Annotated in this window: 18 protein-coding genes and 2 tRNA genes; 4 read left to right on the top strand and 16 right to left on the bottom strand. The window is 61.9% G+C overall.

Features of this window, described 5'->3' with window-relative positions:
* The first annotated feature begins 230 nt into the window (after window positions 1-230).
* The gene (locus DAES_RS10645; protein WP_013515031.1) at window positions 231-521 is read left to right on the top strand and encodes a hypothetical protein; all 291 of its coding nucleotides are present in this window, start codon (window positions 231-233) and stop codon (window positions 519-521) included.
* A gap of 152 nt (window positions 522-673) precedes the next feature.
* Here the strand turns inward: DAES_RS10645 and DAES_RS10650 are convergent, their stop codons facing one another.
* From DAES_RS10650 to DAES_RS10655, 3 genes are all read right to left on the bottom strand, one after another.
* Complete coding sequence (locus DAES_RS10650) at window positions 674-2,587, bottom strand: ankyrin repeat domain-containing protein (RefSeq protein WP_013515032.1); 1,914 nt, start codon at window positions 2,585-2,587, stop codon at window positions 674-676.
* A 623-nt stretch (window positions 2,588-3,210) separates the two neighbouring features.
* Window positions 3,211-3,681, bottom strand: coding sequence for a hypothetical protein (locus tag DAES_RS17640; protein WP_157864849.1), 471 nt, complete (start codon window positions 3,679-3,681; stop codon window positions 3,211-3,213).
* Between the two features lie 431 nt (window positions 3,682-4,112).
* A tRNA-Ser gene (locus DAES_RS10655) sits at window positions 4,113-4,204 on the bottom strand.
* Window positions 4,205-4,412: 208 nt separating this feature from the next.
* Between DAES_RS10655 and DAES_RS10660 the strand changes: the two genes are divergently transcribed.
* Window positions 4,413-4,850 carry a Fur family transcriptional regulator gene (locus DAES_RS10660; protein WP_013515033.1) on the top strand — a complete coding sequence of 146 codons (438 nt, stop codon included), beginning with the start codon at window positions 4,413-4,415 and terminating at the stop codon, window positions 4,848-4,850.
* A gap of 44 nt (window positions 4,851-4,894) precedes the next feature.
* On the opposite strand, the gene DAES_RS10665 is transcribed toward DAES_RS10660, so the two are convergent.
* The 4 genes from DAES_RS10665 to DAES_RS10680 all read right to left on the bottom strand — a co-directional run bounded on the left by DAES_RS10665 (window position 4,895) and on the right by DAES_RS10680 (window position 9,506).
* The gene (locus tag DAES_RS10665) at window positions 4,895-5,881 is read right to left on the bottom strand and encodes a hypothetical protein (RefSeq protein ID WP_013515034.1); all 987 of its coding nucleotides are present in this window, start codon (window positions 5,879-5,881) and stop codon (window positions 4,895-4,897) included.
* 144 nt (window positions 5,882-6,025) lie between these two features.
* Window positions 6,026-6,829 (bottom strand): hydroxyethylthiazole kinase, encoded by an 804-nt coding sequence (thiM, locus tag DAES_RS10670; RefSeq protein ID WP_013515035.1) that lies wholly within the window; start codon window positions 6,827-6,829, stop codon window positions 6,026-6,028.
* A gap of 114 nt (window positions 6,830-6,943) precedes the next feature.
* Window positions 6,944-8,209 carry a DEAD/DEAH box helicase gene (locus DAES_RS10675; protein ID WP_013515036.1) on the bottom strand — a complete coding sequence of 422 codons (1,266 nt, stop codon included), beginning with the start codon at window positions 8,207-8,209 and terminating at the stop codon, window positions 6,944-6,946.
* Between the two features lie 220 nt (window positions 8,210-8,429).
* Window positions 8,430-9,506 carry a TOBE domain-containing protein gene (locus DAES_RS10680; protein WP_013515037.1) on the bottom strand — a complete coding sequence of 359 codons (1,077 nt, stop codon included), beginning with the start codon at window positions 9,504-9,506 and terminating at the stop codon, window positions 8,430-8,432.
* Window positions 9,507-9,675: 169 nt separating this feature from the next.
* On the opposite strand from DAES_RS10680, the gene DAES_RS10685 reads away from it, so the two are divergent.
* Window positions 9,676-10,617 carry a sulfite exporter TauE/SafE family protein gene (locus DAES_RS10685; RefSeq protein WP_013515038.1) on the top strand — a complete coding sequence of 314 codons (942 nt, stop codon included), beginning with the start codon at window positions 9,676-9,678 and terminating at the stop codon, window positions 10,615-10,617.
* 79 nt (window positions 10,618-10,696) lie between these two features.
* Here DAES_RS10685 and DAES_RS10690 read toward each other — a convergent pair.
* From DAES_RS10690 to DAES_RS10730, 9 genes are all read right to left on the bottom strand, one after another.
* Window positions 10,697-10,790: transfer RNA gene (locus DAES_RS10690), tRNA-Ser, on the bottom strand.
* Between the two features lie 85 nt (window positions 10,791-10,875).
* Entirely contained in the window at window positions 10,876-12,369 is a 1,494-nt protein-coding gene (gene der, locus DAES_RS10695; protein ID WP_013515039.1) for a ribosome biogenesis GTPase Der, read from the bottom strand.
* 138 nt (window positions 12,370-12,507) lie between these two features.
* Window positions 12,508-14,832 carry a methyl-accepting chemotaxis protein gene (locus DAES_RS10700; protein WP_013515040.1) on the bottom strand — a complete coding sequence of 775 codons (2,325 nt, stop codon included), beginning with the start codon at window positions 14,830-14,832 and terminating at the stop codon, window positions 12,508-12,510.
* A 236-nt stretch (window positions 14,833-15,068) separates the two neighbouring features.
* Window positions 15,069-16,109, bottom strand: a complete 1,041-nt coding sequence (gene mtnA / locus DAES_RS10705) for an S-methyl-5-thioribose-1-phosphate isomerase (protein WP_013515041.1) — start codon at window positions 16,107-16,109, stop codon at window positions 15,069-15,071.
* Window positions 16,110-16,210: 101 nt separating this feature from the next.
* Window positions 16,211-17,644 (bottom strand): Asp-tRNA(Asn)/Glu-tRNA(Gln) amidotransferase subunit GatB, encoded by a 1,434-nt coding sequence (gene gatB, locus DAES_RS10710; protein ID WP_013515042.1) that lies wholly within the window; start codon window positions 17,642-17,644, stop codon window positions 16,211-16,213.
* Window positions 17,645-17,660: 16 nt separating this feature from the next.
* A complete protein-coding gene (locus DAES_RS10715; protein ID WP_013515043.1) occupies window positions 17,661-18,305 on the bottom strand; it encodes a DUF4254 domain-containing protein in 645 nt (214 codons plus the stop codon).
* A complete protein-coding gene (locus DAES_RS10720; RefSeq protein ID WP_157864850.1) occupies window positions 18,298-19,644 on the bottom strand; it encodes an MltA domain-containing protein in 1,347 nt (448 codons plus the stop codon). Before DAES_RS10720 ends, DAES_RS10715 begins: the two co-directional genes overlap by 8 nt.
* A gap of 67 nt (window positions 19,645-19,711) precedes the next feature.
* On the bottom strand, window positions 19,712-21,478 hold the full coding sequence (locus DAES_RS10725; RefSeq protein WP_013515045.1) for a hypothetical protein: 1,767 nt from the start codon (window positions 21,476-21,478) through the stop codon (window positions 19,712-19,714).
* 1 nt (window position 21,479) lies between these two features.
* Entirely contained in the window at window positions 21,480-22,286 is an 807-nt protein-coding gene (locus DAES_RS10730; protein ID WP_236608402.1) for an NAD(+)/NADH kinase, read from the bottom strand.
* 237 nt (window positions 22,287-22,523) lie between these two features.
* Between DAES_RS10730 and DAES_RS10735 the strand changes: the two genes are divergently transcribed.
* Window positions 22,524-22,934, top strand: a complete 411-nt coding sequence (locus DAES_RS10735) for a DVU0524 family FlgM-associated protein (protein ID WP_013515047.1) — start codon at window positions 22,524-22,526, stop codon at window positions 22,932-22,934.
* Window positions 22,935-22,949 lie beyond the last annotated feature (15 nt).

The raw sequence follows: 22,949 nt of genomic DNA on the forward strand, positions 1-22,949 counted from the left end.
CAAACGGCGGGACAGCATGCACCGTAATTTTCACCCCGCCCACGCCCTCCCCCTAAAGATATGCGAGTTTCTGCCGATGGAGCGAACACGGGGTATTCTTGTCCGCGTCTGCGGATGGGATTGATCCAGTACGGTCGCCGCCTATTCATGTGTGTTGATGCGTGTGAGAAATTTCCATTCGTGATGAATGGAGAGGCGTTGTTTCCGGCCAGCAGGCGGGAGGGTAGACTATGACCATGGCAATCGGCGGTTTCGGGGGCGGTTCGCCCTTTGATCAGCAGACGTTCGGTGCAGCCGTGGTATCGAAGACCATGGACTACATGAACAATTCGGGCGGCAGCTCGGGTTTCGCCCCGGTGGACAAAGCCTCCACCGAGGGTTCACTCGTCAGCAAGACCCTGGATTACATGAACTCCGGGTCCTTGTTCGGCGACAGCACGGGCATGGCCCAAAGTTACGACTTCCAGACCAGTGTCCTTGGCGCCCACGCCAAGGGCTCCATCATCAACACCATCATCTGACAGCCGGGGAATGACGCCAACAAAGAACCCCGCCCCCCTGAACAAGGGAGGCGGGGTTCCGAGTGTTCAGGTCATACCCGTCTCACTACACACTTAAAACCGCTCCCTTTCCGACGGGGAAATAGGCCGCGGCCCGCTGCGAAATGGGTTTTCTACTTGGTCTTTTTCAGCCGTATCTTATTGTCGATGATCAGCATTCCCTTCTCAAGCTGCCACTTCATGGAAGTCGGCGGAGCGTTGACAGGGTTCCAGATCATGGTGTCGCCGTTGAACGTGTACGTTCCCTTCTGCGCGGCGATTGTCTCTTTCATGGTGCCCTTGGGAAATTGTTTCATGATCTCGGGCGTCAATTTCGAATTGAAATCAAAGGTGCCGTTCTTGTTCAACACAACCGTGTACACGGCCTGCGGCATCCCATCCTGAAATCCTTTCCATGTGCCGAGCAGCGCATCGACGATGACGCTCTTGCGGACAATGGGAGCCTCCGGCTTGACGCCTTGTGATTCGAGCAGTGATACGCTGCCCGTGTTGCCCGCCCGGTTGGCGTAGCTCATGACCGTTTCGCCTGCGCCGTTTGTCTTCTGGGCGTCTGCGCCCTTCTCCATGAGGAGTTTCACGAGCTTTTGATTGCCTGCTCCGGCTGCAAGCATCAGTGCGGTTTCACCCTTGTCATTCACCATGTCGAGATTCGCGCCCTTGCTGATCAGCAGGGCAGCCCGTTCGTATCCCTGCCCGGTGTTGGACTGCTGGGCCGCGGCCATGAGCGCGGTCCAGCCGTTTGCGGCCTGGAAGTCGACGTTGCCCGGTCCGGACAAGAGGTGTTTGATGATGGCGAGGCTGTCCTTGTTCTTGAATGGATCAGGATTCGTTGCCGCTGCCACCAGCGGGGTCACGAGCACGTTCACTGGCGACTTCACATTTATCTCCGCCCCGGCATCGACCAGAGTCTTGACCATGTCGGCATGGGCCTGATGCACGGCAAGCATGAGCGCGGTGGAGCCGGATTTGTCGAAAATATCGAGCTTTGCCTTGCACTTGATAAGATATTTGGCTGCGGCCACCTGGTTTGCCCCTGCCGCGTAATGCAGCGGCGTTCCGCCCGTGGCCAGACCCTCAAGGTCGATGGCGGCACCATTGTCCAGCAAGAGCTTGGCGGCATCGACAAAGCCGAACTGTGAGGCCAGGTGCAGGGCGGCCATACCTCCGCCGTTCTGCCCGATCTTTTGCAAATCGAGTTGTGGCTTGAAGGTGATGAATTTTTCCATAAATTTGAAAATTGTCTTTGAATCATCGCCGCCGAGGCTGCTGATGGCCGTCATGAGCGTCGTGCTTCCGCCATTATCCACATGGTTGATGTCCGCTCCATTGGCCACGAGGTAGTCGAGCACTTCGCGTTTCTTGTGCAGAAATACCGTCGTCAGTACGGACTTGCCGGAGTTGTCAGCAGTATTGATGGTCGCGCCGTGCGTGTGCAGGAACTTCAACGTCTCTAAGTCTTCGTATTCAGAGATGAACCAGAGTGACGACTCACCGTCCTTGGTCCGTGCGTTGATGTCGATGCCCTTTCCCTGGGTGACGAGCACCTGGATCACGTCCGCGTGGTCCCGCTGTGCGGCCTTGATGAGCGCCGTATTGCCCCGTGATTCCGGGGTGCTGTCTGTCTGATCCTTCGCGTTTACCTTGGCACCCATCCGCAACAGGATGGCAACGATGTCCGCCTGCCCTGTGTGCGAGGCGAGGATGAGCGGCGTGCGCTCCCAATCGCCCCAGGCATCATAACTCACGCTGCGTTTGTTCACGTCCACTCCGGGAGATTGCAGAATCAGCCTGGTGATGTCCGGGTTTTGGCTTCGCAGCGCCCAGCACAGCATGGAGTCGCGGTCGTATATGGCGTTGATATCGGCGCCGCGCCCTATGGCGTCTCTGGCCTTGGCCAAATCATTCCTGTAGATGGCTTCATACAGCGGTGGCCAGGGGGCATTCTCCGAGTATGCGAGAGCCGGAACTGACGTACTCAACACCCAAAAAGCCACCACGGCGATCTGGAACACTGCCTTGACTCTCACTGGATACTCCTCAAGATTTCCCTTGGTGCTGGATCGCTCTCGCTCTCCCGTCTGCCTGCCGTGGCTTTGATTTCCACGTTGGGCATCTGAAGTGAGAGTGTGCCGAGGTCGGCTGAAACATGATGGACAGACGGAGCATACCAGTTGGAAAAACTGAAGGAAGCGTTTCATGGCGTGCCCGCGGCGATTGCCGTCAAAGTCGCCTTGCTGCCTGCAACGCCCGTTTGGGAGATTTTCACGCTCGCGACTTGAGCGCAAGCACAATAACCAGTTCGAAGAGAGAAGTGATCTCGGTCCGTCGGACCACCTCTGAAATCAAATTGATTTTACATCTGTCAACGGCATGAATTTTCTCCTGCGAGTGGCATAACGAAACGCGACAAATTTCGATCTACACCACATTTTGTACCTCCATGCCAGCCACGCCAGGGCATGGAATGACACATCAAGACGTGCCTAAAGCAACAAAAAAGCCCTCATTTTGAGGGCTTATGACACTTTGTCGTGTAAAGTGATTTCAGACTATGGCGGAGAAGGAGGGATCAGAAAACAAAGAAAAAAATGTTTAAATTGTACCCTTTATTGCACCACTTGCAAACACGTACCCCGACAATTCACATCTCTTACACGCCGGTGGTTGCTATTTCTAAGATCAAAGCAAATTGCTCTTCAGCAGACTCGACTGCTTTCTTTAACTTGTGACTCTTTTTAATACCAGGCTCATCAAGCTTTTGGTTGTAATTATAAATATGTGCCTGTTTAGAAAATGCATCTAATGCCTTTTGAGCATCTGATGATACATAGCTTTCCATGGCAGCCCCTCTTCTCAGTAATGATTCAACAAGATTTAAGTTAATATTTTCATACTTTTTCATTGAACTCATCACTACGGCAGCATCCAGCCTCACATTACGGATAAACATTGCTTTTTCAATGCGATACTGTGATTTTTGCAATTCGCCTAAGCTGTGCTGGGTTCTATAAGTAAAAAAAGCAATAGTTGCTGTAGCCATAGCGAATACTAAATTTATCACATCTCCGACTGTAAATGATAAAAACCATTGACGAAATTCCCAAGCTTCAAGCGCTGTCACAGCTCACTCCATTGACCAGTCTTTTCAAATACATTTTCGCCTTTCATTCATTTCCTCAGCCTCACAACCAGCCAAAGTTAGAGCACCATCGCTATTATTTCAGTTCATCCAACTCATCATAGAGACATATAGGCAACCGCGGCTTTCTTTCAAACCCCTTCCCAAGCAGTGTGTGAAGTTTACATCCGAGTCGGTTTCCCAATCCAGCTCGCTTAGCCTTTCCGCAACTTCGTAGTCGAATGCAGTTCCGCGCTTAGTGTGGCCAGAGTGGTATAACAAAAAGCGACCGATTTTGACTTATACCACTTTTCGTCCCTGTATGCCAGCCACGCCAGGGCATGGAATGACACATCAAAACATGCCAAACGCAACAAAAAAGCCCTCATCTTGAGGGCTTATGACACTTCTTGACATGAAGCGATTTTTTAGAATGGCGGAGAGGGAGGGATTCGAACCCCCGGACGGGTTGCCCCGTCTCTGGTTTTCAAGACCAGCGCATTAAACCGAGCTCTGCCACCTCTCCGTGGGGGCCGGACGGCCATTGCAGGACGCCGGATTCAGGCAACTGGTTGTAGGAACCGGGCCGGAGAATGTCAAGAATGAATAGGCTGTCAGGGCCGGAACCGGCTGAAATGACACGGGGCGCGCCTGGCACTTGGCATTTGACAGGCTCCCCGGCTTCCCGTAAGGGAGGATGAAGACGATATTCAAACAAAACGAACGGATATAGTATGAAATCTCCGCAAGAAGTGTTTGCCGACTACCTGGCTGGCAAGAATCTGAAGACGACGCCCCAGCGTCGGCTCATCCTGGACACCCTGCTCAAGCAGGGCGGCCATCTCTCTTCCGAGGAGCTCTACGCCAAGGTCAAGAAGCGCGACAGTTCCATCGGACAGGCCACGGTCTACCGGACCCTCAAACTGCTCAACGAATCCGGGCTCATCGAGCCGCTGGACTTCGCCGACGGCGTGACCCGCTACGAGCCGAGCTATGGCGAGGAGCACCACGACCATCTCATCTGCGAGCGGTGCGGCAATAACATAGAGATCCTCGACAAGACCATCGAGAATCGACAGGAAGAGCTGGCCAAAGAGCACGGCTTCACGCTGGTGCGGCACAAGATGTACCTGTACGGCGTCTGCCCGGAGTGCCGCAAGAAAAAAGGCTAGCCTGCCTTCAGTCTGCCGGGCCAGCCTGGCTTATCGGCCCCGGCCTATTGGACTCTTTCCAGGAATTCGGCCAGGGCCGTCATCTCGCCCTGGAGCGACTTCCACACATAGCCACCGCCGCCCTGCTCTCCCTCTGCCGTGAACTGGATGCCCAGACCGATGGAGCCTCCCTTGCCCTTGAAACGGGTGCGGATGGTCCCGATCACCGTAAAATAGGTAAACTTTTTCGCTGATGGATTCCACACGCTCACTCGCATGACCAGTTGGCTGCCCACGGCGAGGGGCGGCAGGTGCCCCTTGGGATTGATGATCAGCAGGCGGATGCCGCCAGGCGAGATGTTCTCCACGGCAAGACGCATCTTGTCGCCGTAGTGGGCCGGATTGTTGATGGTTTGCAGGTCGGCCTTGACCATCCAGAAACTGCCGCGCTTGCGCACATCCCACGCCTTGACGCGCACGGCCCCCTCGCGGGAGACTTTTTTGCGGTCATGCCTGCGCCGGATGATGAACCGGTAGCGGATGGGCGTGAGCAGGGTCATCGCCTTGATCACCGAGCCGCGCTTTCTGACATGGCCGACCAGGGTGATGAAGGAGTTGAGCTTCTTGCCGGAGTAGGCGAAAGGCTTGCAGAAGCAGATGACGCGGGTGTTCTTGAGCTTCAGGCCGGTGGGCCTGGCATTGACCAGTTCGAGCTGCATCTTGCCGCCTACCACCGCCGTGATCCGAGCGTTGGTCAGGAACTTGCCCACCACGCCGCCGGAGTAGAGGAATATGTCGAGCATGATTCCCTTGGAGACAAGGTAGTTCTCGACAATGGCCTGGCTGCGGCCAGCCAGGAGATGGGAAATGAAGCGGAGAAAGGCGAACCCCACGGTGTGCCGGTAATACCAGGCCGCCATGAGCAGCACCACCGGGCCGGCCACGACAAGCATGGAGGAGAACACCTCAAGCAGGTCGAGCCGCGACGGGCCGCTGCCAAAGGTGCGCTGCACATCGCGCAGGTAGTCCAGTTGCACAAAAAAATCGAGCATTGTCCCGCCGTCAGGGGTTCAGGGATTTGACGCTGCCAGCCGATGGGCAGCGCCCTGCAATTTCAGGACCTTTTCGCAGCCGCTTTCGATTCTGATCGGTTATACGTCGCACCCGGCCCGATGGCAAGGAGTCGGGAGCGCGCCCTACAGCTCCGCCACCCGCAGCAGCCGCCGCACATCAACGGCATCGAGCAGGTACAGGGAATCGAGAAAATGGAGTTGCATGGTGCCCGGCCCGGTCGCCTTGACTCCGGCCATGGCTCCGGCCACGGCCATGGCCCCCATGCCGTGGACAGCGGCCTCGAAGGGGTCGGGATTCACGGCGGCAAATGCGGCGCAGAGGGCGGTGGCCGTGCAGCCCAGGCCGGTGACGCGCGGCATGAGCCGATGGCCGCCCAAGACCCGGCAGCTCCGGCCCCCGTCAGTGACCACGTCAGACTCGCCGCTGACGCAGACCACGCAGCCGTGCGCCCGCGCCAACGCCTGCGCCCCGCTCAGGGCCGCATCCGTGGAGCGGGTGCTGTCCGCACCCTTGGCCCCGCCGGATTCCCCGGCCAGGGTCAGTATCTCGGAGCCGTTGCCCCGGATGATGGCCGGCCTGTGGTCGCCGAGCAAGGAGAGCGAGGTGGCGGTACGCAGCCCGGATGCGCCCGCGCCCACCGGGTCGAAGACCACGGGGATGCCCTTTGCCTCGGCAGCGGCCCAGGCAGCGGCCATGGCCCGGATGTCGGGCTGATTCAGAGTGCCGATGTTGATCACCAGCGCGTTGCTGATGGCCACGAGATCGGCGACCTCCTCCTCGGCGTGAGACATGAGTGGCGACGCACCAAGGGCCAGCAGCGCATTGGCCGTGGAATTGGCGACCACCACGTTGGTGATGTTCAACACCAGCGGCCCGTTGGCGCGTATCAATCCGAGATCATGAAGAAATGTATCGACATTCGCCACGGTGCTCTCCTTTTCCTGGTTGTGGTCACAAGGTATACCGGCCTCCCCCAAAGCACAACGCCCCGGACGCCAAGCCAATGGCGTCCGGGGCTGAAGATGTCTGCGGGTCCGTTATCAGGACGCTCGCGCCGAGCTTCTGCGGCTGCGCTGCGGGCGGCGATTCTGACTCGCCGGGACAGCGGCCCGGCCCTGGGAGCGACCGCGATCCCTGCTGCCGCCGCCACCGCCACCGCCGGGCTGGGCCTTGAAGGGCTGGTCGTAATCAAAGCCCTCGACCGTGCGCTGGTCCACGCTGCGGCGCAGCACGCGCTCGATGTCGCGCACCACGAGGTGGTCTTCGCGGGTGATCAGGCTCAGGGCCTCGCCCGTGCGTCCGGCTCTGCCGGTGCGGCCAATGCGGTGGGTATAGGCCTCAGCCGTATCGGGCGCGTCAAAGTTGATGACGTGGGAGATGCGGTCGCAGTCGATGCCACGGGCCGCGATGTCCGTGGCCACCATGATCTCGAAATCACCGCAGCGGAACCCGTCAAGGGCGCGCTGGCGCTGATTCTGGCTCATGTTGCCCTGGAGGAAGGTTGCGCTCATCCCGCGCAGGCCCAGCCGCTTGGCCAGATTCTTGGCCCGGTGCTTGGTGCGGGTGAAGACGAGCACGCTCTCGCGCTCCATGGATCCGAGCAGCGCCTCCAGCAAACCGCCCTTGAGGTGGTCGGCCACAGGGTAGAAGGTCTGGGTCACACTCTCCACGGGCACGGTGTTGGACACCTGCACCCTGGCCGGGTCCACGAGGATGGTGTCGGCCAGCTTGCGGATATCAGCGGGCATGGTGGCCGAAAAGAGCAGGTTCTGCCGCTTGGCGGGCAGGCGCGACAGGATCCGCTTGAGGTCGGGCATGAAGCCCATGTCCAGCATGCGGTCCGCCTCGTCCAGGACCAGGGTGTCCACATGGTCGAGCCGGATGTCGCCCTGCTGGAGCAGGGCCACCAGCCGACCGGGGCAGGCGACCACCACGGTGGCCTTGCGCGCGGCGTTGATCTGGGGGTTGAAGCCCACACCGCCGAACACGCAGGAGCTGCGGATGCCGGCCTGCCTGCCGAACACGTCAAAGGTCTCCTGAATCTGCAGGGCAAGCTCGCGCGTGGGGGCGAGAACGAGGCAACGGATCGGCCCCTGGCCCGTGGCGCGCGAGTCGAGCAGGCGCTGCAAAATGGGCAGGGCAAAGGCCGCGGTCTTGCCGGTGCCTGTCTGGGCCAGGCCCATGACATCGCGCCCCTTCAGGACTTCGGGGATGGCAAGGGTCTGGATGGGGGTGGGAACGGTAAAGCCACAGGACTTGATGCCTGCGTTGATGCGCAGGTCAAAAGAGAAATGATCAAAGGTCACAAAATATCCTAGGGTGAAAAGAAATATCGACGACTGCGCGTGACGGCTGTCGTTTTCCGGCTGCGCCGGATTGTCATTGCAGGGCTCTGGGACGGGGTGTTGATCATATGCCCGGGTGGGGCAGAGAGGATTTTCATGCGTCCAGTCACGCTGAGATTTTCCTTATATACGCATTCGCACGCCTTTGTAAAGGGGCATCGTGCCAAAGCCCGGCGCCGCCCTACTCGGCGTCGAGGATGACCGAGAAGGCGTTGAACTCCACCCGCGCCCGGTCGCCCTCGCTCAGGGCTAGCCGCCTGCGGCTCTCCTCGCTGATGATGGCGCAGACCTCCAGGCCGTCGCCAAGCACGACCACCACCTCGGTGGTCAGTGCCCCCGGTTCGACGCGGGACACGACCCCGGCGAGTTGGTTGTCGGCGCTGCTCTTCCCCGGCTCGGCGCTGGCGACGATGACCCACGGGGCCTTGACCTCCGCCATGACAAACCCGCCCTCCCGGAAGCCGAGCCGGTCGAGACTGGCGTTGGTGATGATGGACATGATCTCGTGCCCGCCCACCGAGGCGATGCGGATGCCGGACTGGATGTCGCCGCGCGTGATGCGCGTGATCTGGCCGAAAAAGCTGTTGCGCGCGCTGGTGCGGCGGCTCTCCCTGTCCACCACACGACGCAGGGTGCTGGCCATGTCGGCATCGGAAAAATCGAGATACTCCCCGGCCAGGTTGGGCGTGGACTGGCCGAGCATGCGCTGGACCACGGGCAGGGGCACGTTCTGGCGCAGCAGCTCGATGCCCCGCGAGCGGCGGATAATCGATGGATTGACCAGCTCCCTGGGCAGGCCGCACTCGTCGGCCCGCTCGTAGAGCTTGCGCCGCAGGTGGCCCTGGTCCACGTTCAGGGGCGCGCTCTCCGTACCGCCCAGCACACCGGCCTGCACCGCGTCGAGCAGAGCCTCGCCCAGGGCGGCGGCCACGGGCACCTCGCGCCGGGTCGCGCCCTGGCCCAGGGCCAGGGTCCGGGCCTCGGCCCGGTAGTCTTGCACGGGATGGCAGGCGCACGCCTCGCCCAGCCGCGCCCCGGCATGGCGGATGAGCAGATAGAGCAGGAAAATCCTGCGCCGCGACGCGGCCACGTCCTGCCGCCCGGCCTTTGCCACCCATTCGCCAAGGCTTTTTTCCAGGTCCGCGAGCTGGCGGGTGTCCAGGTGCTTCACATCGCCCGGCACCGAAAAAATGCGCGCAGCGGCTCCCTCGCTGCGCCGCGACCACGCCCTGGCCAGTTGCTCGAACAATGCGTCCATCCGCTTCCCTCCGGTCAATTACACCCGCGTTCGCCGATTCTTACGCCGACTCGCACGGCCTGCCAACCCCCTGACACCCTCTCTACCCAGGCCGCCGGGATTTTGCTTGCCCCTACTGACACGATTATGCTATCAATCGTGTGAGTGCAAGCCGCAGGAGGATGTGGACATGTATTTTCCGGTCGCAGGCATAGAGGTTTCCCCGTGGGTTCCGCCGCTGGTGGCGATGGTGGTCTCCTTTTTCACCTCCATGGGCGGGGTGTCGGGCGCGTTCCTGCTGCTGCCGTTCCAGATGTCGTTCCTCGGCTACACCGCTCCCTCGGTCAGCGCCACCAACCATCTCTTCAACATCGTGGCCATACCCAGCGGGGTCATCCGCTATCTGCGCGAGGGCCGGATGGTCTGGCCGCTGACCTGGATCGTGGTGGCGGGCACTCTGCCCGGCGTGCTCATCGGCGCGGTCGTCCGCGTCACCTGGCTGCCCGATGCGGACAGTTTCAAGCTCTTTGCCGCAGCCGTGCTGCTCTACATCGGCATCAAGATGGTGCGCGACCTGACGGGCAAGGCCAAGGGATCGGGCAAGGCCGAATCCGAACGCCGCTTCCAGGAACTGGTCAGGGAACACCGGAGCAGAGCCGGAGAAGACAGAACGCTCCCGGCGGTCAGGACCATCGCCTTCAACTGGAAGCGCACCTGCTATGAATTCTATGGCGAGCGGTACGATGTTTCCACGCCGGGCATCTTTGCCCTGAGCTTTGTCGTGGGCATTATTGGCGGCACCTACGGCATCGGCGGCGGCTCCATCGTGGCCCCGTTCTTTGTCACGGTCTTTGGCCTGCCGGTCTATACCGTGGCCGGGGCCGCGCTCATGGGCACCTTTGTCACCTCGGTGGCGGGCGTGGCCTTCTACCAGTTTCTGGCCCCGTTCCACCCGGATCTGGCCGTGGCCCCGGACTGGCTGCTGGGCATCCTCTTCGGCCTGGGCGGCATGGTCGGCATGTATCTGGGCGCGCGCTGCCAAAAGCACGTCCCGGCCCCGGTCATCAAGTGGATGCTCACCGTCATCGTCCTGGGAACGGCCCTGAAATACGGGTATTCTTCGCTGTTTTAGCGCCCCGCCCGCTCCCCTTCCGGCCTAGCGGCACACACAGGAAAAGGGCTTACGATTTTCATCGCAAGCCCTTGAAATCTGGCGGAGAAGGAGGGATTTGAACCCTCGTATGAGCTTTACACCCATAACACGCTTAGCAGGCGTGCGCCTTCAGCCAACTCGGCCACTTCTCCATGCCTCAACGCGGGCCGCCGGAGCGGGCCGGGTCGAGGAAGAACGCTCTACCCTTTTCACTTGTTCCTTGTCAACACGCTGGCCCTATTTCTCTTTCTTTTCCCGATCTTCGCGACGACGCTTGCTCTTGAGAGCCTTGAACTGGTCCTCGTGGCGGCGCGTCTTGGCCCCGCCGATGCGCTCGCGGCCAGGGCCGCGCTTGCCCATGGCCGAGATGCCCCGGTTCTTCTCCCACTCCTTCTTGTCGTGGCTGGAGCGGAAGACGACATCGACCGGCGCGGAATTGATGCCCAGCAGCTTGCGGAACTGGTTCTCCAGGTACCGGGCGTAGGATTCCTTGACCAGGGTGTGGTCGTTGCAGAAAAAGACAAAGGTCGGGACCGGCTCGTCAGCCTGGGTGACATAAAAGAACTTGGGCCTGCGCCGCTTGACCACGGGCGGCTGGAGCTTTTCCAGCACCTGGGCCAGGGCGCGGTTGAGCACGCCGGTGCCGATGCGGATCTCGCACTCGCGGCGCAGGGTCTCGGCCAGGGGGATGATCTTGCCGATGCCCACGCCCTTGTTGGCCGAGGTCATGATCAGCGGCACGTAGGGAATGATCCGCAGCTCCTCGCGAAACGCCTCCAGGGCGCGCTTGGTCTCGCTTCGCGGGATCAGGTCCGCCTTGTTGCACACGACCATGAACGGCGTCTTCTCCTTGGCCAGGAACTCGATGAGCCGCTTGTCCTGCCTGCCTACGCCCAGGGTGATGTCGATGACCAGGATGGTCACGTCCGAGCGCTTGGAGTTCTTGAGGGCGCGGATGACGCTGATCTTTTCCAGGTGTTCCTGGATGTTGGCGCGTCTGCGCACGCCTGCGGTGTCCACAAAGGTATACCGCTTGCCCTGGCGCTCGAAGGTCACGTCGATGGAATCGCGGGTGGTGCCGGCCACATCGCTGACGATGAGCCTGTCGGTGCCGATGATGCGGTTGATGATGGACGACTTGCCTGCATTGGGACGGCCCAGCATGGTCAGGCGCAGCCCGCGCTCGGTGGTGTCCTCCTCGTCGGTGTCCATGCCCAGGTCGAGGACAAAGCGGCGGACCTTCTCGCGCACCTCGTGCAGATTGTAGCCGTGGGCCGCGGAGACCGGGAACACGGGCAGCCCCAGGGCGTGGAACTCCGCCGTGCCCTGGGCCGCGACCTCGTGGCTGTCCACCTTGTTGACAAGAACCATGACCGGCTTGCCGCTGCGGCGGACGAACTCGGCGGCCTGCTCGTCCAGGGGACTCATGCCCTGCTTGCCGTCCACCACAAAGAGGATGGCGTGGGCCTCGTTGATGGCCTCGCGGGCCTGCTCGAAGATCTCATCCTCGAAATCCTTGCTCAGTTCGGGCGTGGCTTCGGATTCGAGAACCATGCCGCCGGTGTCCACGAGGTCGAACTTGACATCGCCCATCTGGCATTCGCCGTAGATCCGGTCACGCGTCACGCCGGGCAGGTCGTGGGTGATGGCCCGCGACTTCCTGAGCAAGCGGTTGAACAGGGTGGATTTGCCGACATTGGGGCGTCCCACGAGGGCGACGATGGGCAGCATAGGACAGACTCCAGGGATGATGTGACTGCGGGCCGGGGCAGCGCGAAACCCGCGCCTCCCGATATGGGGGAAGCGCGGGCTTAACGTACCTTCAATCAAATGTCGAGTCTATTGTTCCCGACATCGGCTTTGCGATTGTCAATCCTTGGCCGACATGCGCTCGATGACTAAATTGAGCCGGGAGGCCATGGACGCCACCTCCTGGATGGCCTGGGCCGATTCCAGCATGACCTGCGAGGTCTCCATGGAGATGCGATTGATGTCGTCTGTGGCGCGGTTGATCTCCTCGCTGGTGGCCGACTGCTCCTCGGACGCTGTGGCGATGGAGCGCACCTGATCGGCGGCATTGTCCACCCGGCTGACGATCTCCTTGAGCGCCCGGCCCGACTCGTTGGCCAGCTCGGTGCTGTGGGCCACGGCCTTGACGGCCTTCTCGGTGGCGGCCACGTTGCCCTTGGTCATGGACTGGATGCGGCTGATGGCCCCGCCCACCTCGCTGGTGGCAGCCATGGTCTTCTCGGCCAGCTTGCGCACCTCGTCGGCCACCACGGCGAATCCCCGGCCAGCCTCGCCCGCGCGGGCGGCCTCAATGGCCGCGTTGAGCGCCAGCAGGTTGGTCTGGTCCGCAATGTCGGTGATCACTTCAAGGATGTTGCCGATGCCCGCCGCCTGCTTGCCAAGCTCTTCCATGGACACCTTGAGGTTGTCCGCCTGGCTTTGCACGTCGCCCACAGCCATGATCACCTCGCCGACCTTCATCTCGCCGAGCTGGGCGTTCTCCTTGGCGGTATCCGCCTCCTCGGCCGCCTGGCTGGCGCTCTTGGCCACCTCAAGCACGGTGGAGTTCATCTGCTCCATGGCCGTGGAGGTCTCGGCCACGCGGGCCTTCTGCTCTTCCGCGCCCCGGCTGGCCTGCTCGATCTGGGCCGAGAGCTCCTCTGCCGCACTCGACAGGTATTGCGAAATCTCCTCGGCCTCGCTCACGGCCACGGCGATGCGCGCGTTCTGCTCCTCGATGAACCGTTGCTGGCTGCGGATGTCTGTCATGTCTATCCACACGCCCAGAGAGCCGAGCATAACCCCGTCCATGTCAAAGAAAGGCGTCGTGGTACGCATGATGTTCTTTTTCACGCCGCCCATGGTCTTGTACTCGACCTCTGATGAAAGCTGGCGTTTTTCCTTGATGGCTTTGTCGGCCATGGTCTCGCGCTGCTTGTCCTCATAGAAGAACTGGCCCGGTGCCATGCCGACGTAGTCCTCGGGCTTGCCGTCGCGCCCGATCAGCTCGCACATCTGCTGGTTGACCCAGAGCATCTTGTGGTCCGCGCCCACCAGGGCGCACGGCAGGGTCAGCCCCTTGAGCACGCCCTCGGAGAAGCCAAGCTTGCTCTTGAGGTCCGCCACCATGGCCTCGATCTGGTCCGCCAGCTCCTTGAATTCAAACCGGTACACCCCGCTCAGTTTCGCATTCAGGTCGCCGCTGGCGATCTCCGAGGCATAGCCGAGCAGCCCCTGGACCGGATGGGTGACCAGCAGCCTGACAATGACCACCAGCACACCGGCCAGCAACAGGGCCACCACCGCCCCGCCGATGGCGAGATAGGCGCGCTGGGTCAGGGCTGCAGCACCCATGTCGGATTCATACGCGCTCATGACCATGACCCAGCCGGTCCTTTCCAGGGTCTCGAAGACCATGTACTTGTCTCGCCCTTCCCAGACGTACTCGGCGCTGCCGCTGCGCTTGGACAGGGCGGTGCGCACAAAGTCGAACTCGCTCAAATCCTTGAGGTAGAGATCCTTGTTCACGGCGTGGGCGATGATCCGCCCCTTGGCATCGAGCATGAACCCGTAGCCGTTCTCGGCGATGCGGAAGGGATCAATGAACCTGGAGGTGAAGAAATCCCATTTGGGGAAGATGCCCACCCCGCCAATGACGCTGCCGTCCGGCCCGTGGACCACGCTTGCCGCCGCGAAGATGAGGTTGCCCTGGCCGCTCGCCGCCGTGAGAATGTCGTTAGACAGGTAGCTCTCATGCTGGCCGCTCAGGATGGCCTTGACGTATTCGCGACCGCTCCGGTCCGCGCCGCTCATGTTGGCCCCGGCAGCGTTGCTCCCGGCCACCACCTTGCCGTGGGTGTCAAAAACAAATGCCGCCCAGTACCCTTCGGTGCTTGTCAGCAGATCCTTGAACAGCCAGTCCGCGCCCAGGGGATCGCGTCCCATGAGCGCATCGACCACCACCTGCTGCGAGGCGAGCATCCTGGTCATGCTCTCGGTCTGTTCCATGTAGGCGTCCAGGGCGGTCATGGTCTGCTCGACCACGTTGTGCATGGCCACGGTCTGCTCCTTGAACACGGTCTGGTAGGTGTGGCTGCTGACCCACCAGACGCCCGACCCCACAGCGGCGACGATCACCACTGATATCAGAGCAGCGATGACTGTATTGACGCTTCGTATCTGCATAGGATTTTCCTTCTCTCTGCTAAGGTATCGGCACTCCCCAGTACCGCGTTGGTCCGCTCTTAGCCCTATCACAGAAGACTTGAAACTTGTCAAATGACAGGCCACTGATTCCCACCCAAAGTGCCTGTATTTCCCATGCATTTTTCAGGGTAGGGACCGAAGCCCCCCCATGAGAAGAGCCGGACCGCCAAGGCGGCCCGGCTCCCGGACAGTCGTAACAGCCTCGCAAGCTATTGTCATTTATCAAAAAGCTTTCTGATGGCCTCGGTGTAGGGCGGATAGAGCACGCCTTTTTCGGTGATGATGCCGGTGATGAGTTCGTTGGGGGTGGGATCAAAGGCGAGGTTGTAGACCTCCACGCCTTCTGGAGGAATGCGATGGTCGCCGATGTGGGTGACCTCGCGCGGGTCGCGGTCCTCGATGGGCACGTCGTCGCCAGTGGGTGTCTCCGGGTCGATGGTGTAGACCGGGGCGGCCACGTAGAACGGGATGCCGAAGCGCTGCGCCATGATGGCCACACCAAAGGTGCCTATCTTGTTGACCGCGTCGCCGTTGGCCGCGATGCGGTCCGCGCCCACCACCACCTTGTCCACCAGCCCACGCTTCATGAGCAGGGCGCAGGCGTTGTCGCAGGCCACCTTGACCGGGATGCCATCCTTGTGCAGCTCGTAGGCGGTCAGGCGCGCGCCCTGGAGAAAGGGCCGCGTCTCGTTGGCGATGACCGAGACCTTCTTGCCCTGGTCCACGGCCCCGCGCACCACGCCAAGCGCGGTGCCGTACCCGGCGGTGGCCAGCGCACCCGCGTTGCAGTGGGTCATGATGGTGTCGCCGTCGTCCATGAGCGCGCCGCCAAACCGGCCAATGGCCTCGCACATGGCGATGTCGTCCTCGTGAATCTCCCTGGCCCGGGCCAGCCAGACCGTAAGCAGCGCGTCCAGGGACACGTCCCCGGCCTCCTGCCAGACGCGGCGCATCTCGCGCACGGCCCAGCGCAGGTTGACCGCCGTGGGTCGGGCCTTCTCGATCTGGTCGAGCTTGGCGTTCAGGTTCGCCTTCCAGTCGCCGTCCATGCCCTGGACCTCGCGGCCAGCCAGATAGCAGCCATAGGCCGCGGTCACGCCGATGGCGGGCGCGCCGCGCACCACCATGACCACCAGGGCAAAGCAGATGTCGTCCGTGGTCCGGCACTCGAACCACTCCTCGCGATTGGGCAGATAGCGCTGATCGAGCAGGACGAGGGCGTCCTTGTCGGGAGAATACTGGATATGTTCGGTCATGAAGTCGCCTCCGGAAAGCTGTGGGTCAGGAACAAGGGGACGCCCCGGCGCAGGGCCGGTGGCGTGCCGAACAAGCCGCGACTGGCCGCGACTGGCCGCGACTACGAGAGTTTCTGCTGGAGCAGTTTGGTCACCACACCGGGGTTGGCCTGCCCCTTGGAGAGGCGCATGACCTGGCCCATGAAGAAGCTTATGAGCTTGATCTTGCCGCCCCGGTAGGCCTCGGCCTCGGACGGGTTCTCGGCGATGACGCGGTCCACCATGGCCTCCAGCTCGCCGGTATCCGATACCTGGGCCAAGCCCCTGTCCCGGACGTACTCCGCCGGGTCGTCGCCACTGGCGCACAGGTCGCGAAAGCTGTCCTTGCCTATCTTGACCGAGATGGTCCCGTCGTCCACCAGCGCGAGCAATCCGGCCAGTCTGGCGGGCGTCAGCCGGCAGTCGCCCGCCGCGATCCCGGTCTCACCCAGAGAGGGCAGCAGGTCGCCCACCACCCAGTTGGCCACCTTTCTGGCCTCGCCGGAATAGGCCCTGACCGCGGCCTCGTAGTAGTCGGCCACGGCCAGCTCGCCGGTGAGCAGGTCGGCGTCGTAGTCGGCCAGCCCGTAGTCGGCCATGAAGCGCGCCCGCTTGGCAGCGGGCAGCTCGGGCAGCTCGGCGCGCCACTGCTCCACCCAGGCCGGGTCCAGAACGAGCGGCACCAGATCCGGGTCCGGGAAATAGCGATAGTCGTGGGCCTCCTCCTTGCCGCGCATGGAGTGGGTGGTGCCCTTGTCCGCGTTGTAGAGACGGGTCTCCTGCACCACGGCTTCGCCGTCCTCGATCAGGTCGATCTGACGAGCCACCTCGTACTCGATGGCTTTTTGGACGTGCTTGAAGGAGTTGAGGTTCTTCAGCTCGGCACGGGTGCCAAGGGTTTCCTGGCCCGCCGGGCGGATGGAGACGTTGGCGTCGCAGCGGAAACTGCCCTCCTCCATGTTGCCGTCGCAGATGCCGAGGTAGAGCAGGATGGAGCGCAGTTCCTTGAGGTAGGCCACGGCCTCCTCGGCAGAGCGCATGTCCGGCTCGGACACGATCTCGATGAGCGGCACCCCGGCCCGGTTCAGGTCCACGAAGCTGGCGTTCTCGGCGGCGGAGTGGATGTTCTTGCCCGCGTCCTCCTCCATGTGGATGCGCGTCAGGCCAATGACCTTGCGCTGGCCGTCCACCTCGATGGCCACCTGCCCGCGCTCGCAGATGGGCAGCTCGAACTGGGAGATCTGATACCCCTTGGGCAGGTCGGGATAAAAATAATTCTTGCGCGCGAACACGGATGTGAGGTTCACCTCGCAACCGGTGGCCAGCCCCATCTTGGCGGCGAATTCCGGCACCTTGGCGTTGAGCACGGGCAACACGCCGGGCATGCCGGAGCAGACCGCGCAGACGTTCTCGTTGGGCTCCCTGCCAAAGGTGGTGGAGCAGGAGCAGAATATCTTGGACCGGGTCTTGAGGTGGGCGTGCACTTCCAGGCCGATGACGGTTTCGTACCGGGGCATGTCGGACTCCTTTCGGCTACTGGCGTTTCCTGCCGTACAGTTCCGGGTTCAAGCTCGGGTCGTTGTACATCTTGAACTGATAATAGACCTTGGGCCGCTTGGTGCCCGCAGCGTACTCGTCGATCAGCTCCAGCACAGCGGTTTCGAGGTCCGCGTGCTGACGCCTGAGCACGCCGACCTTGGCGTCGCATTGCGCCACGTGGGCTTCGTCCACGTCCCGTCGGGAGCACTGCTCCTTCATGTGGTAAATCTTGAGAGCCTGGATGGACAATCGGTCCAGGGCCGCGCCCACGGTCTCGGTGTTGTACCGCTCGGCGGCGTCCGCGGGCAGGAACGGGGCCAGGACGTCGTTGAGACAGACATCGGCCCGCTCAATCAGGTCGTTGCGTCTCTGGTTGAGCTTGTCGATGGCGTATTTGCAGTCCGCGATGACCTCGGGACTGACATCCTTGCGCCGGGCGCGGTCCTCGACATGCCAGAGTTGGAAGTTGGCCCAGTGCTGGCGGCCCACCAGCTCGCGAAAGCCGGAAATTCCGGCCAGATCACCCGGCTCGCCCTCGTACACGGGCTCGCCGAAGTGCCAGTCGGTGACGGAGCGCAACTGGTGCGCGATGGCCTCGCGCAGGGCGTCCTTGACGGTGTCGTAAGTAATGTCAGCCATTGATGAGCGCTTCTTTGCTTATGAGGAGGTAGACGGTGGCCTCGGTCATGATGTTGCTGGCGATGGATTCCACCTGATTTCCCTCGCCGATGTAATAGTCGAGCCTCGGTCCCCGAATGGCGCTGCCCACATCCTGGGCCAGCCCGATGCCGGTCACTGTCCGCTTGCCCACGTTCCTGCCATTCTCGGCCCTGGGAATCTCGGCCTCGAAGGCAAGCAGGCTGCCAAGCGGGAGAAGTTCACGGTCTGTAGCCAGCGAAACCATCGGCGTCAACGGCTTTCCCATGGCCCCCTCGGGCGGGGCATCCTCCATGCGGAAGAAGACATAGCTGCGGTTCTCGGCCATCAGCTCGAACATCTGCTCGGGATGGTTGACAAAGTATTCCTTGACGTGGGCCTTTGACAGCTTCGCCCACGGCAGCAGCCCCTTGGCGTGCATGACCCGTCCCAGGCTCGTGAATCCGTGGCCGTTTTTGGCCCCATAGAGCACGTTGCGGGTGGTGCCGTCGGGCAGGCGCAGCCGCCCCGCCCCCTCGATCTGCATGTAGAAGACGTCGATCGGGTCCCTGGCCCAGGCGATCTCCAGCCCGCGCCCGGTCAACACGCCCCGGACATCCACGTCGCGCCGGTCATGATACGGCAGCACCCTGCCCCGCTCCACCCGGTAGACGGCCTGCCTGCCCCGCACCGCGCCGGAGCGCAGATCGTCCGGCACACCGTAGATGGGGTATTCATATCCGGGAATCCTGGTCAGACTGGCCGGGATTTCCGGCGTGAAATAGCCGGTCATGAGCGGCTTCTTGCGCATGCCGAACCAAACGAACCGGCTGGCCAGCAGCTCCGGGTTGCCGTCCAGATGCGGCAACAGGACAAGGAACTCCTCAAGGCTGCACACCACCTGCCCCCAGGTCAGCGACATGCCGGGCCGGGTCAGGGCCAGCTTGTCCTGGGGCATGTTCAGGGCGTATTCAAGGCTGCGCTGCACCGGCCCTTCAAGGGCGGTCCAGGAGGTCAGACCCTGGCTGGCCAGATCGATGCGGGCGGTGCTCTCCAGCCCCTCGGTGCCGGACAGGGGAAAGAACAGGTCGCAGGCCGGGAGGGTCAGCGGCTCGATCACGGGCCGAAGGGTCAGCGAACCGGTCACGCCGGGCTGACACAGGCCGACCCCGGCGCCCGAGACCGCCCCCAGGGTCGCGTTGCCGGCCATGGCGGACGGGTCTGCCTTGGCTCCGAAAAGCGGCCCGCCCCTGGCGCAGGCGGCAAGACCGACCACGCACAGGGCGAAGAAGACAAACCTGATCGCGCGCCCGGTCTTCATGTCACGACTCTCTGATTTCATATTCCACACTGTCATGCCGCATTGCGATCACATTCCACGAACCAAGCGGCCCACACTTTCACAACGGTTACCTGACGCACGAATCAATGGCCACGTCGCAGTACTTGCCCACCCCATACTCCCGCCTGCGGAAGAACTTCTCGGCGCTGGGGCCGATGATCTGCAATTCGGGCGAGGTCTTGAGCACGTCGAGCGCGATGTGCATCTCCTTGGTGCAGCCGGTGGAGTAGGTGGCGTCCTTGCCGGTCCAGACCGGCGGCACCTTCCTGCCCATCAGCGCGAAGCTCTTCTCAATATCGAAATGCGTCTGGAAACGCCAGACATCGATGTAGCCGCTGCGCTGCACCTTCTCCCACATGAACATCAGGTCGTCGCCGTCCATGCCTTCCTCGAAGTGCTCGCCGGGATTGATGATATGAACATCGTCAAGCTGGGAGCGCAGATGGGCCACAAAGGAGGTCATGATCTTGATGGCCGCCTTGGTCTGGCCGGGCACGCTGCCGATGATGCCGGAGTAGAACATGACCGTCTTGCCCTCGTGCTTGGCCCGACGCATCTCGGTGATGATCTCGTCCGCCTTCTCGTTGATGTAGCGCTCGCTGAACTTGTACACCCACTCGGCCTTGGGCCGGTGATAGAGGTGGAAGACGCCGGAATCGTCGCGAAAGAAGTTGACGATGTCCCGCGTGAAACTGTGGCTGCACTGAATCAGCCGGTTGTAGAGGTCCGCCCCCCTGGCCATGATCAGGTCGCACTCTTTCCAGGCCCTGGAAAAGGTGACCGAACACCGGTAGGGGTTGAACCGCTCCCGTGTGCCCTCGGAGAGGACCACGAACTGGTGCTTGGCCATGACATTGAGCAGTTCGTTCTTGGAGAGCCGGTCCTCGCTCACAAACCAGGCGCCGTTGAAGGCGGCGGCCAGGATCGGGTCGCTGTCCCGGTCCCAGAAGGTCGGGTGCTCGAAGAAAAACCCCTCCTTGAGGGCCATGACCACGCGGTGACCGAGCCGCAGCAGGCAGCGCACCACCTGCAGGTCGAAAATCAGACTCCCGGCCCGGCTGGGGATGTAGAGGATGCGCTTCTCGCCGTCCCTGGCCACGTTCAGGGAATCGTAGACCGGGGCGAACAGCTCGGAAGAACCCCGCAACTCTTCCTGGACACGAGGTTCGAGGAGCGCCTCTTCCACAAACCCGTCCTCGGCCCAGTTGTCGCTCAAGGTAGCCACGCGCATGAGCCGCTCCACCTCGAGCATGTCGAGGCTGAACCGCTTGGTGTCGATGCGGTCGCACGGCCCGCAGTTCTCGGCGTAGGCGTTGATCACGCCGCCAAAGGTCTGGCTGCGGACAATGGCGTCGGCCCGCCTGTTGAGACTCCTGCGGATATCCCGGTAGGGGTCGTCGATGCCGCTCTGGGACATGAAGATGGTCATGAACCGCTTCAGGAGCCGGGACGGAATCAGGATGGGCGAGGCCAGGGCCATGCGGAACTTGTACCGGGCGAGCTGGATGAAGCGGCTCGACACGTTGCGGTCCGGACAGAAATCGCGCGAAAGCTTGATGAAGGCCCGCCACTGGAGGATGTATTCGTGCAGGAGCAGACGCGGCAGCCCCTCCTTGAGGAGCATGAGAAACATCCAGTCCGAGCACGGGGCGTAGAACTCACCCTCCCTGAGGGCCACCATGAACTTGAGCTGCTCTGCCGAGGCGTTCTTGTCCGGATCAATGGTGTATTCAAGATTGTTCTCGGTCATGAAATGCAGCAGCAGCGCGTCCAGCGAGGAGTCGCCGCCGAATCTCACATCCAGGACAGACTGGAAGTTCCGGTTGAATCCCATGTCATTTCTCCGTCAAAAAGCCGTGACGCTTCAGTTTTTCAAAATACGCCCGCGGCCCCATATCGACCACGAGCAGATCGGACGGGCTGCGCCCCACGCGCACCTCGTCGCCGGTCTCAAGGGCAAAGGAGGCCTGCCCGTCCTCGGTCAGGGTAATCCCGCTGGCCGCGTCCTCCACCCGCACCGCGCACTCGCCGGTGGCCGGGAGCACCATGGGCTTGAAGCCGCTCAGGAACGGACACACCGCGGTGACGCAATAGGCGAACAGGTCGGCATGCACCAGCGGTCCGCCTGCCGACGCCCCGTAGGCCGAAGAGCCTGTGGGTGTGGCGATGATCAGCCCGTCGGCCCGGAAAGAGGCCACATCGATCCCGCCATAGGCCAAGCCGAGCCGCACCAGCCGGGCCAGCACGCCGCGCCCCACCACGATATCGTTGACGGCCAGCCCGGAGTGGACCACGCCCCCCCCACGGACCACATCGTAGCGCAGGGCCAGCCGCGAAGAGACGGACACGCCATTGCCGATGGCGGCTTGAAGCCACGGTTTCCACCGGTCCCGGGCCAGCTGGGCAAGAAAGCCCACCCGGCCAAGGTTGACGCCCACGAACGGGACACCCAGGCCGAGCATCCCCCTGGCCACGGCAATGAAGGTGCCGTCGCCGCCCAGGACCACGACGAGATCGGGCTTATCGCCGGGTCCAGGGCCGAAACCGACGCGGTCCGACCCTGTTCCCAGGGCCGGGCAGGTGTCCGGGCGATGCTCGCAGACAGCCGCGCGCACGCCGGATGCGGACAGGAATCCAGCCATCTCGGCCCCCAGCGCGGTCGCGGCCACGTCATTGGGTCGCGTGACGACGAGTATTTGAGCCAGTCTGTGCGACATACCCTGAATTTGTAGCTAAAATTTTATAACCATTCAACCTTTTTCCATTTGCGCGGCGCAAAGCGCACAAGGGATTGCAACCCCTTCTGGCTTTTTTTTTGGTTTCACCCTAAAGTTAATTTGGCAGAAGACGATCTTATCAATCAAGGAAGGGTATAAAGCGTGAATACATCGTCAGCCAATGTTCGCACAATGCTGCGCACCTACGGCAAGCAGCTCACGAACGCCAAGCGCCTTGCCCGATTCCGGCAGGCACTTGGAACGGCCCAGCCCGTGGACGATGTGGCCAGGCAGGCCAAGCGGCGCGAACTGGTGGAACGGATCGCGCGGGAGGTCATTGAAAACCTGATCGTCAGCTCGACCTTGTCCCCCGTGGTGGGCGCCATCCTGGGACAGATGGAACAGGAATTCGGACATGCATTCGTTTTTGACTACCCGGTTGACGGGACCGACGTTCAGATATTGCGGGAAACAGCTCAGGGCCCGCTCGAAATAACCGGCTCCGAGAGGAACCGGATCATGCGAAGGCTCTGGGAGATCACCTTGTCGAAGGTGGACGACACCATGCTTTGACAAGGACATGGATCC

It is taken from the genome of Pseudodesulfovibrio aespoeensis Aspo-2 (genome assembly GCF_000176915.2).
Taxonomy (GTDB): Bacteria; Desulfobacterota; Desulfovibrionia; order Desulfovibrionales; family Desulfovibrionaceae; genus Pseudodesulfovibrio; species Pseudodesulfovibrio aespoeensis.

Bases quoted from the DNA above. Each gene is read 5' to 3' on its own strand.
- DAES_RS10645 (WP_013515031.1), top strand. From the start codon at position 231: ATGACCATGGCAATCGGCGGTTTCGGGGGCGGTTCGCCCTTTGATCAG.
- DAES_RS10660 (WP_013515033.1), top strand. From the start codon at position 4,413: ATGAAATCTCCGCAAGAAGTGTTTGCCGACTACCTGGCTGGCAAGAAT.
- DAES_RS10665 (WP_013515034.1), bottom strand. From the start codon at position 5,881: ATGCTCGATTTTTTTGTGCAACTGGACTACCTGCGCGATGTGCAGCGC.
- DAES_RS10680 (WP_013515037.1), bottom strand. From the start codon at position 9,506: ATGGACGCATTGTTCGAGCAACTGGCCAGGGCGTGGTCGCGGCGCAGC.
- DAES_RS10685 (WP_013515038.1), top strand. From the start codon at position 9,676: ATGTATTTTCCGGTCGCAGGCATAGAGGTTTCCCCGTGGGTTCCGCCG.
- der (WP_013515039.1), bottom strand. From the start codon at position 12,369: ATGCTGCCCATCGTCGCCCTCGTGGGACGCCCCAATGTCGGCAAATCC.
- DAES_RS10700 (WP_013515040.1), bottom strand. From the start codon at position 14,832: ATGCAGATACGAAGCGTCAATACAGTCATCGCTGCTCTGATATCAGTG.
- mtnA (WP_013515041.1), bottom strand. From the start codon at position 16,109: ATGACCGAACATATCCAGTATTCTCCCGACAAGGACGCCCTCGTCCTG.
- gatB (WP_013515042.1), bottom strand. From the start codon at position 17,644: ATGCCCCGGTACGAAACCGTCATCGGCCTGGAAGTGCACGCCCACCTC.
- DAES_RS10715 (WP_013515043.1), bottom strand. From the start codon at position 18,305: ATGGCTGACATTACTTACGACACCGTCAAGGACGCCCTGCGCGAGGCC.
- DAES_RS10720 (WP_157864850.1), bottom strand. From the start codon at position 19,644: ATGAAATCAGAGAGTCGTGACATGAAGACCGGGCGCGCGATCAGGTTT.
- DAES_RS10725 (WP_013515045.1), bottom strand. From the start codon at position 21,478: ATGGGATTCAACCGGAACTTCCAGTCTGTCCTGGATGTGAGATTCGGC.
- DAES_RS10730 (WP_236608402.1), bottom strand. From the start codon at position 22,286: ATGGCTGGATTCCTGTCCGCATCCGGCGTGCGCGCGGCTGTCTGCGAG.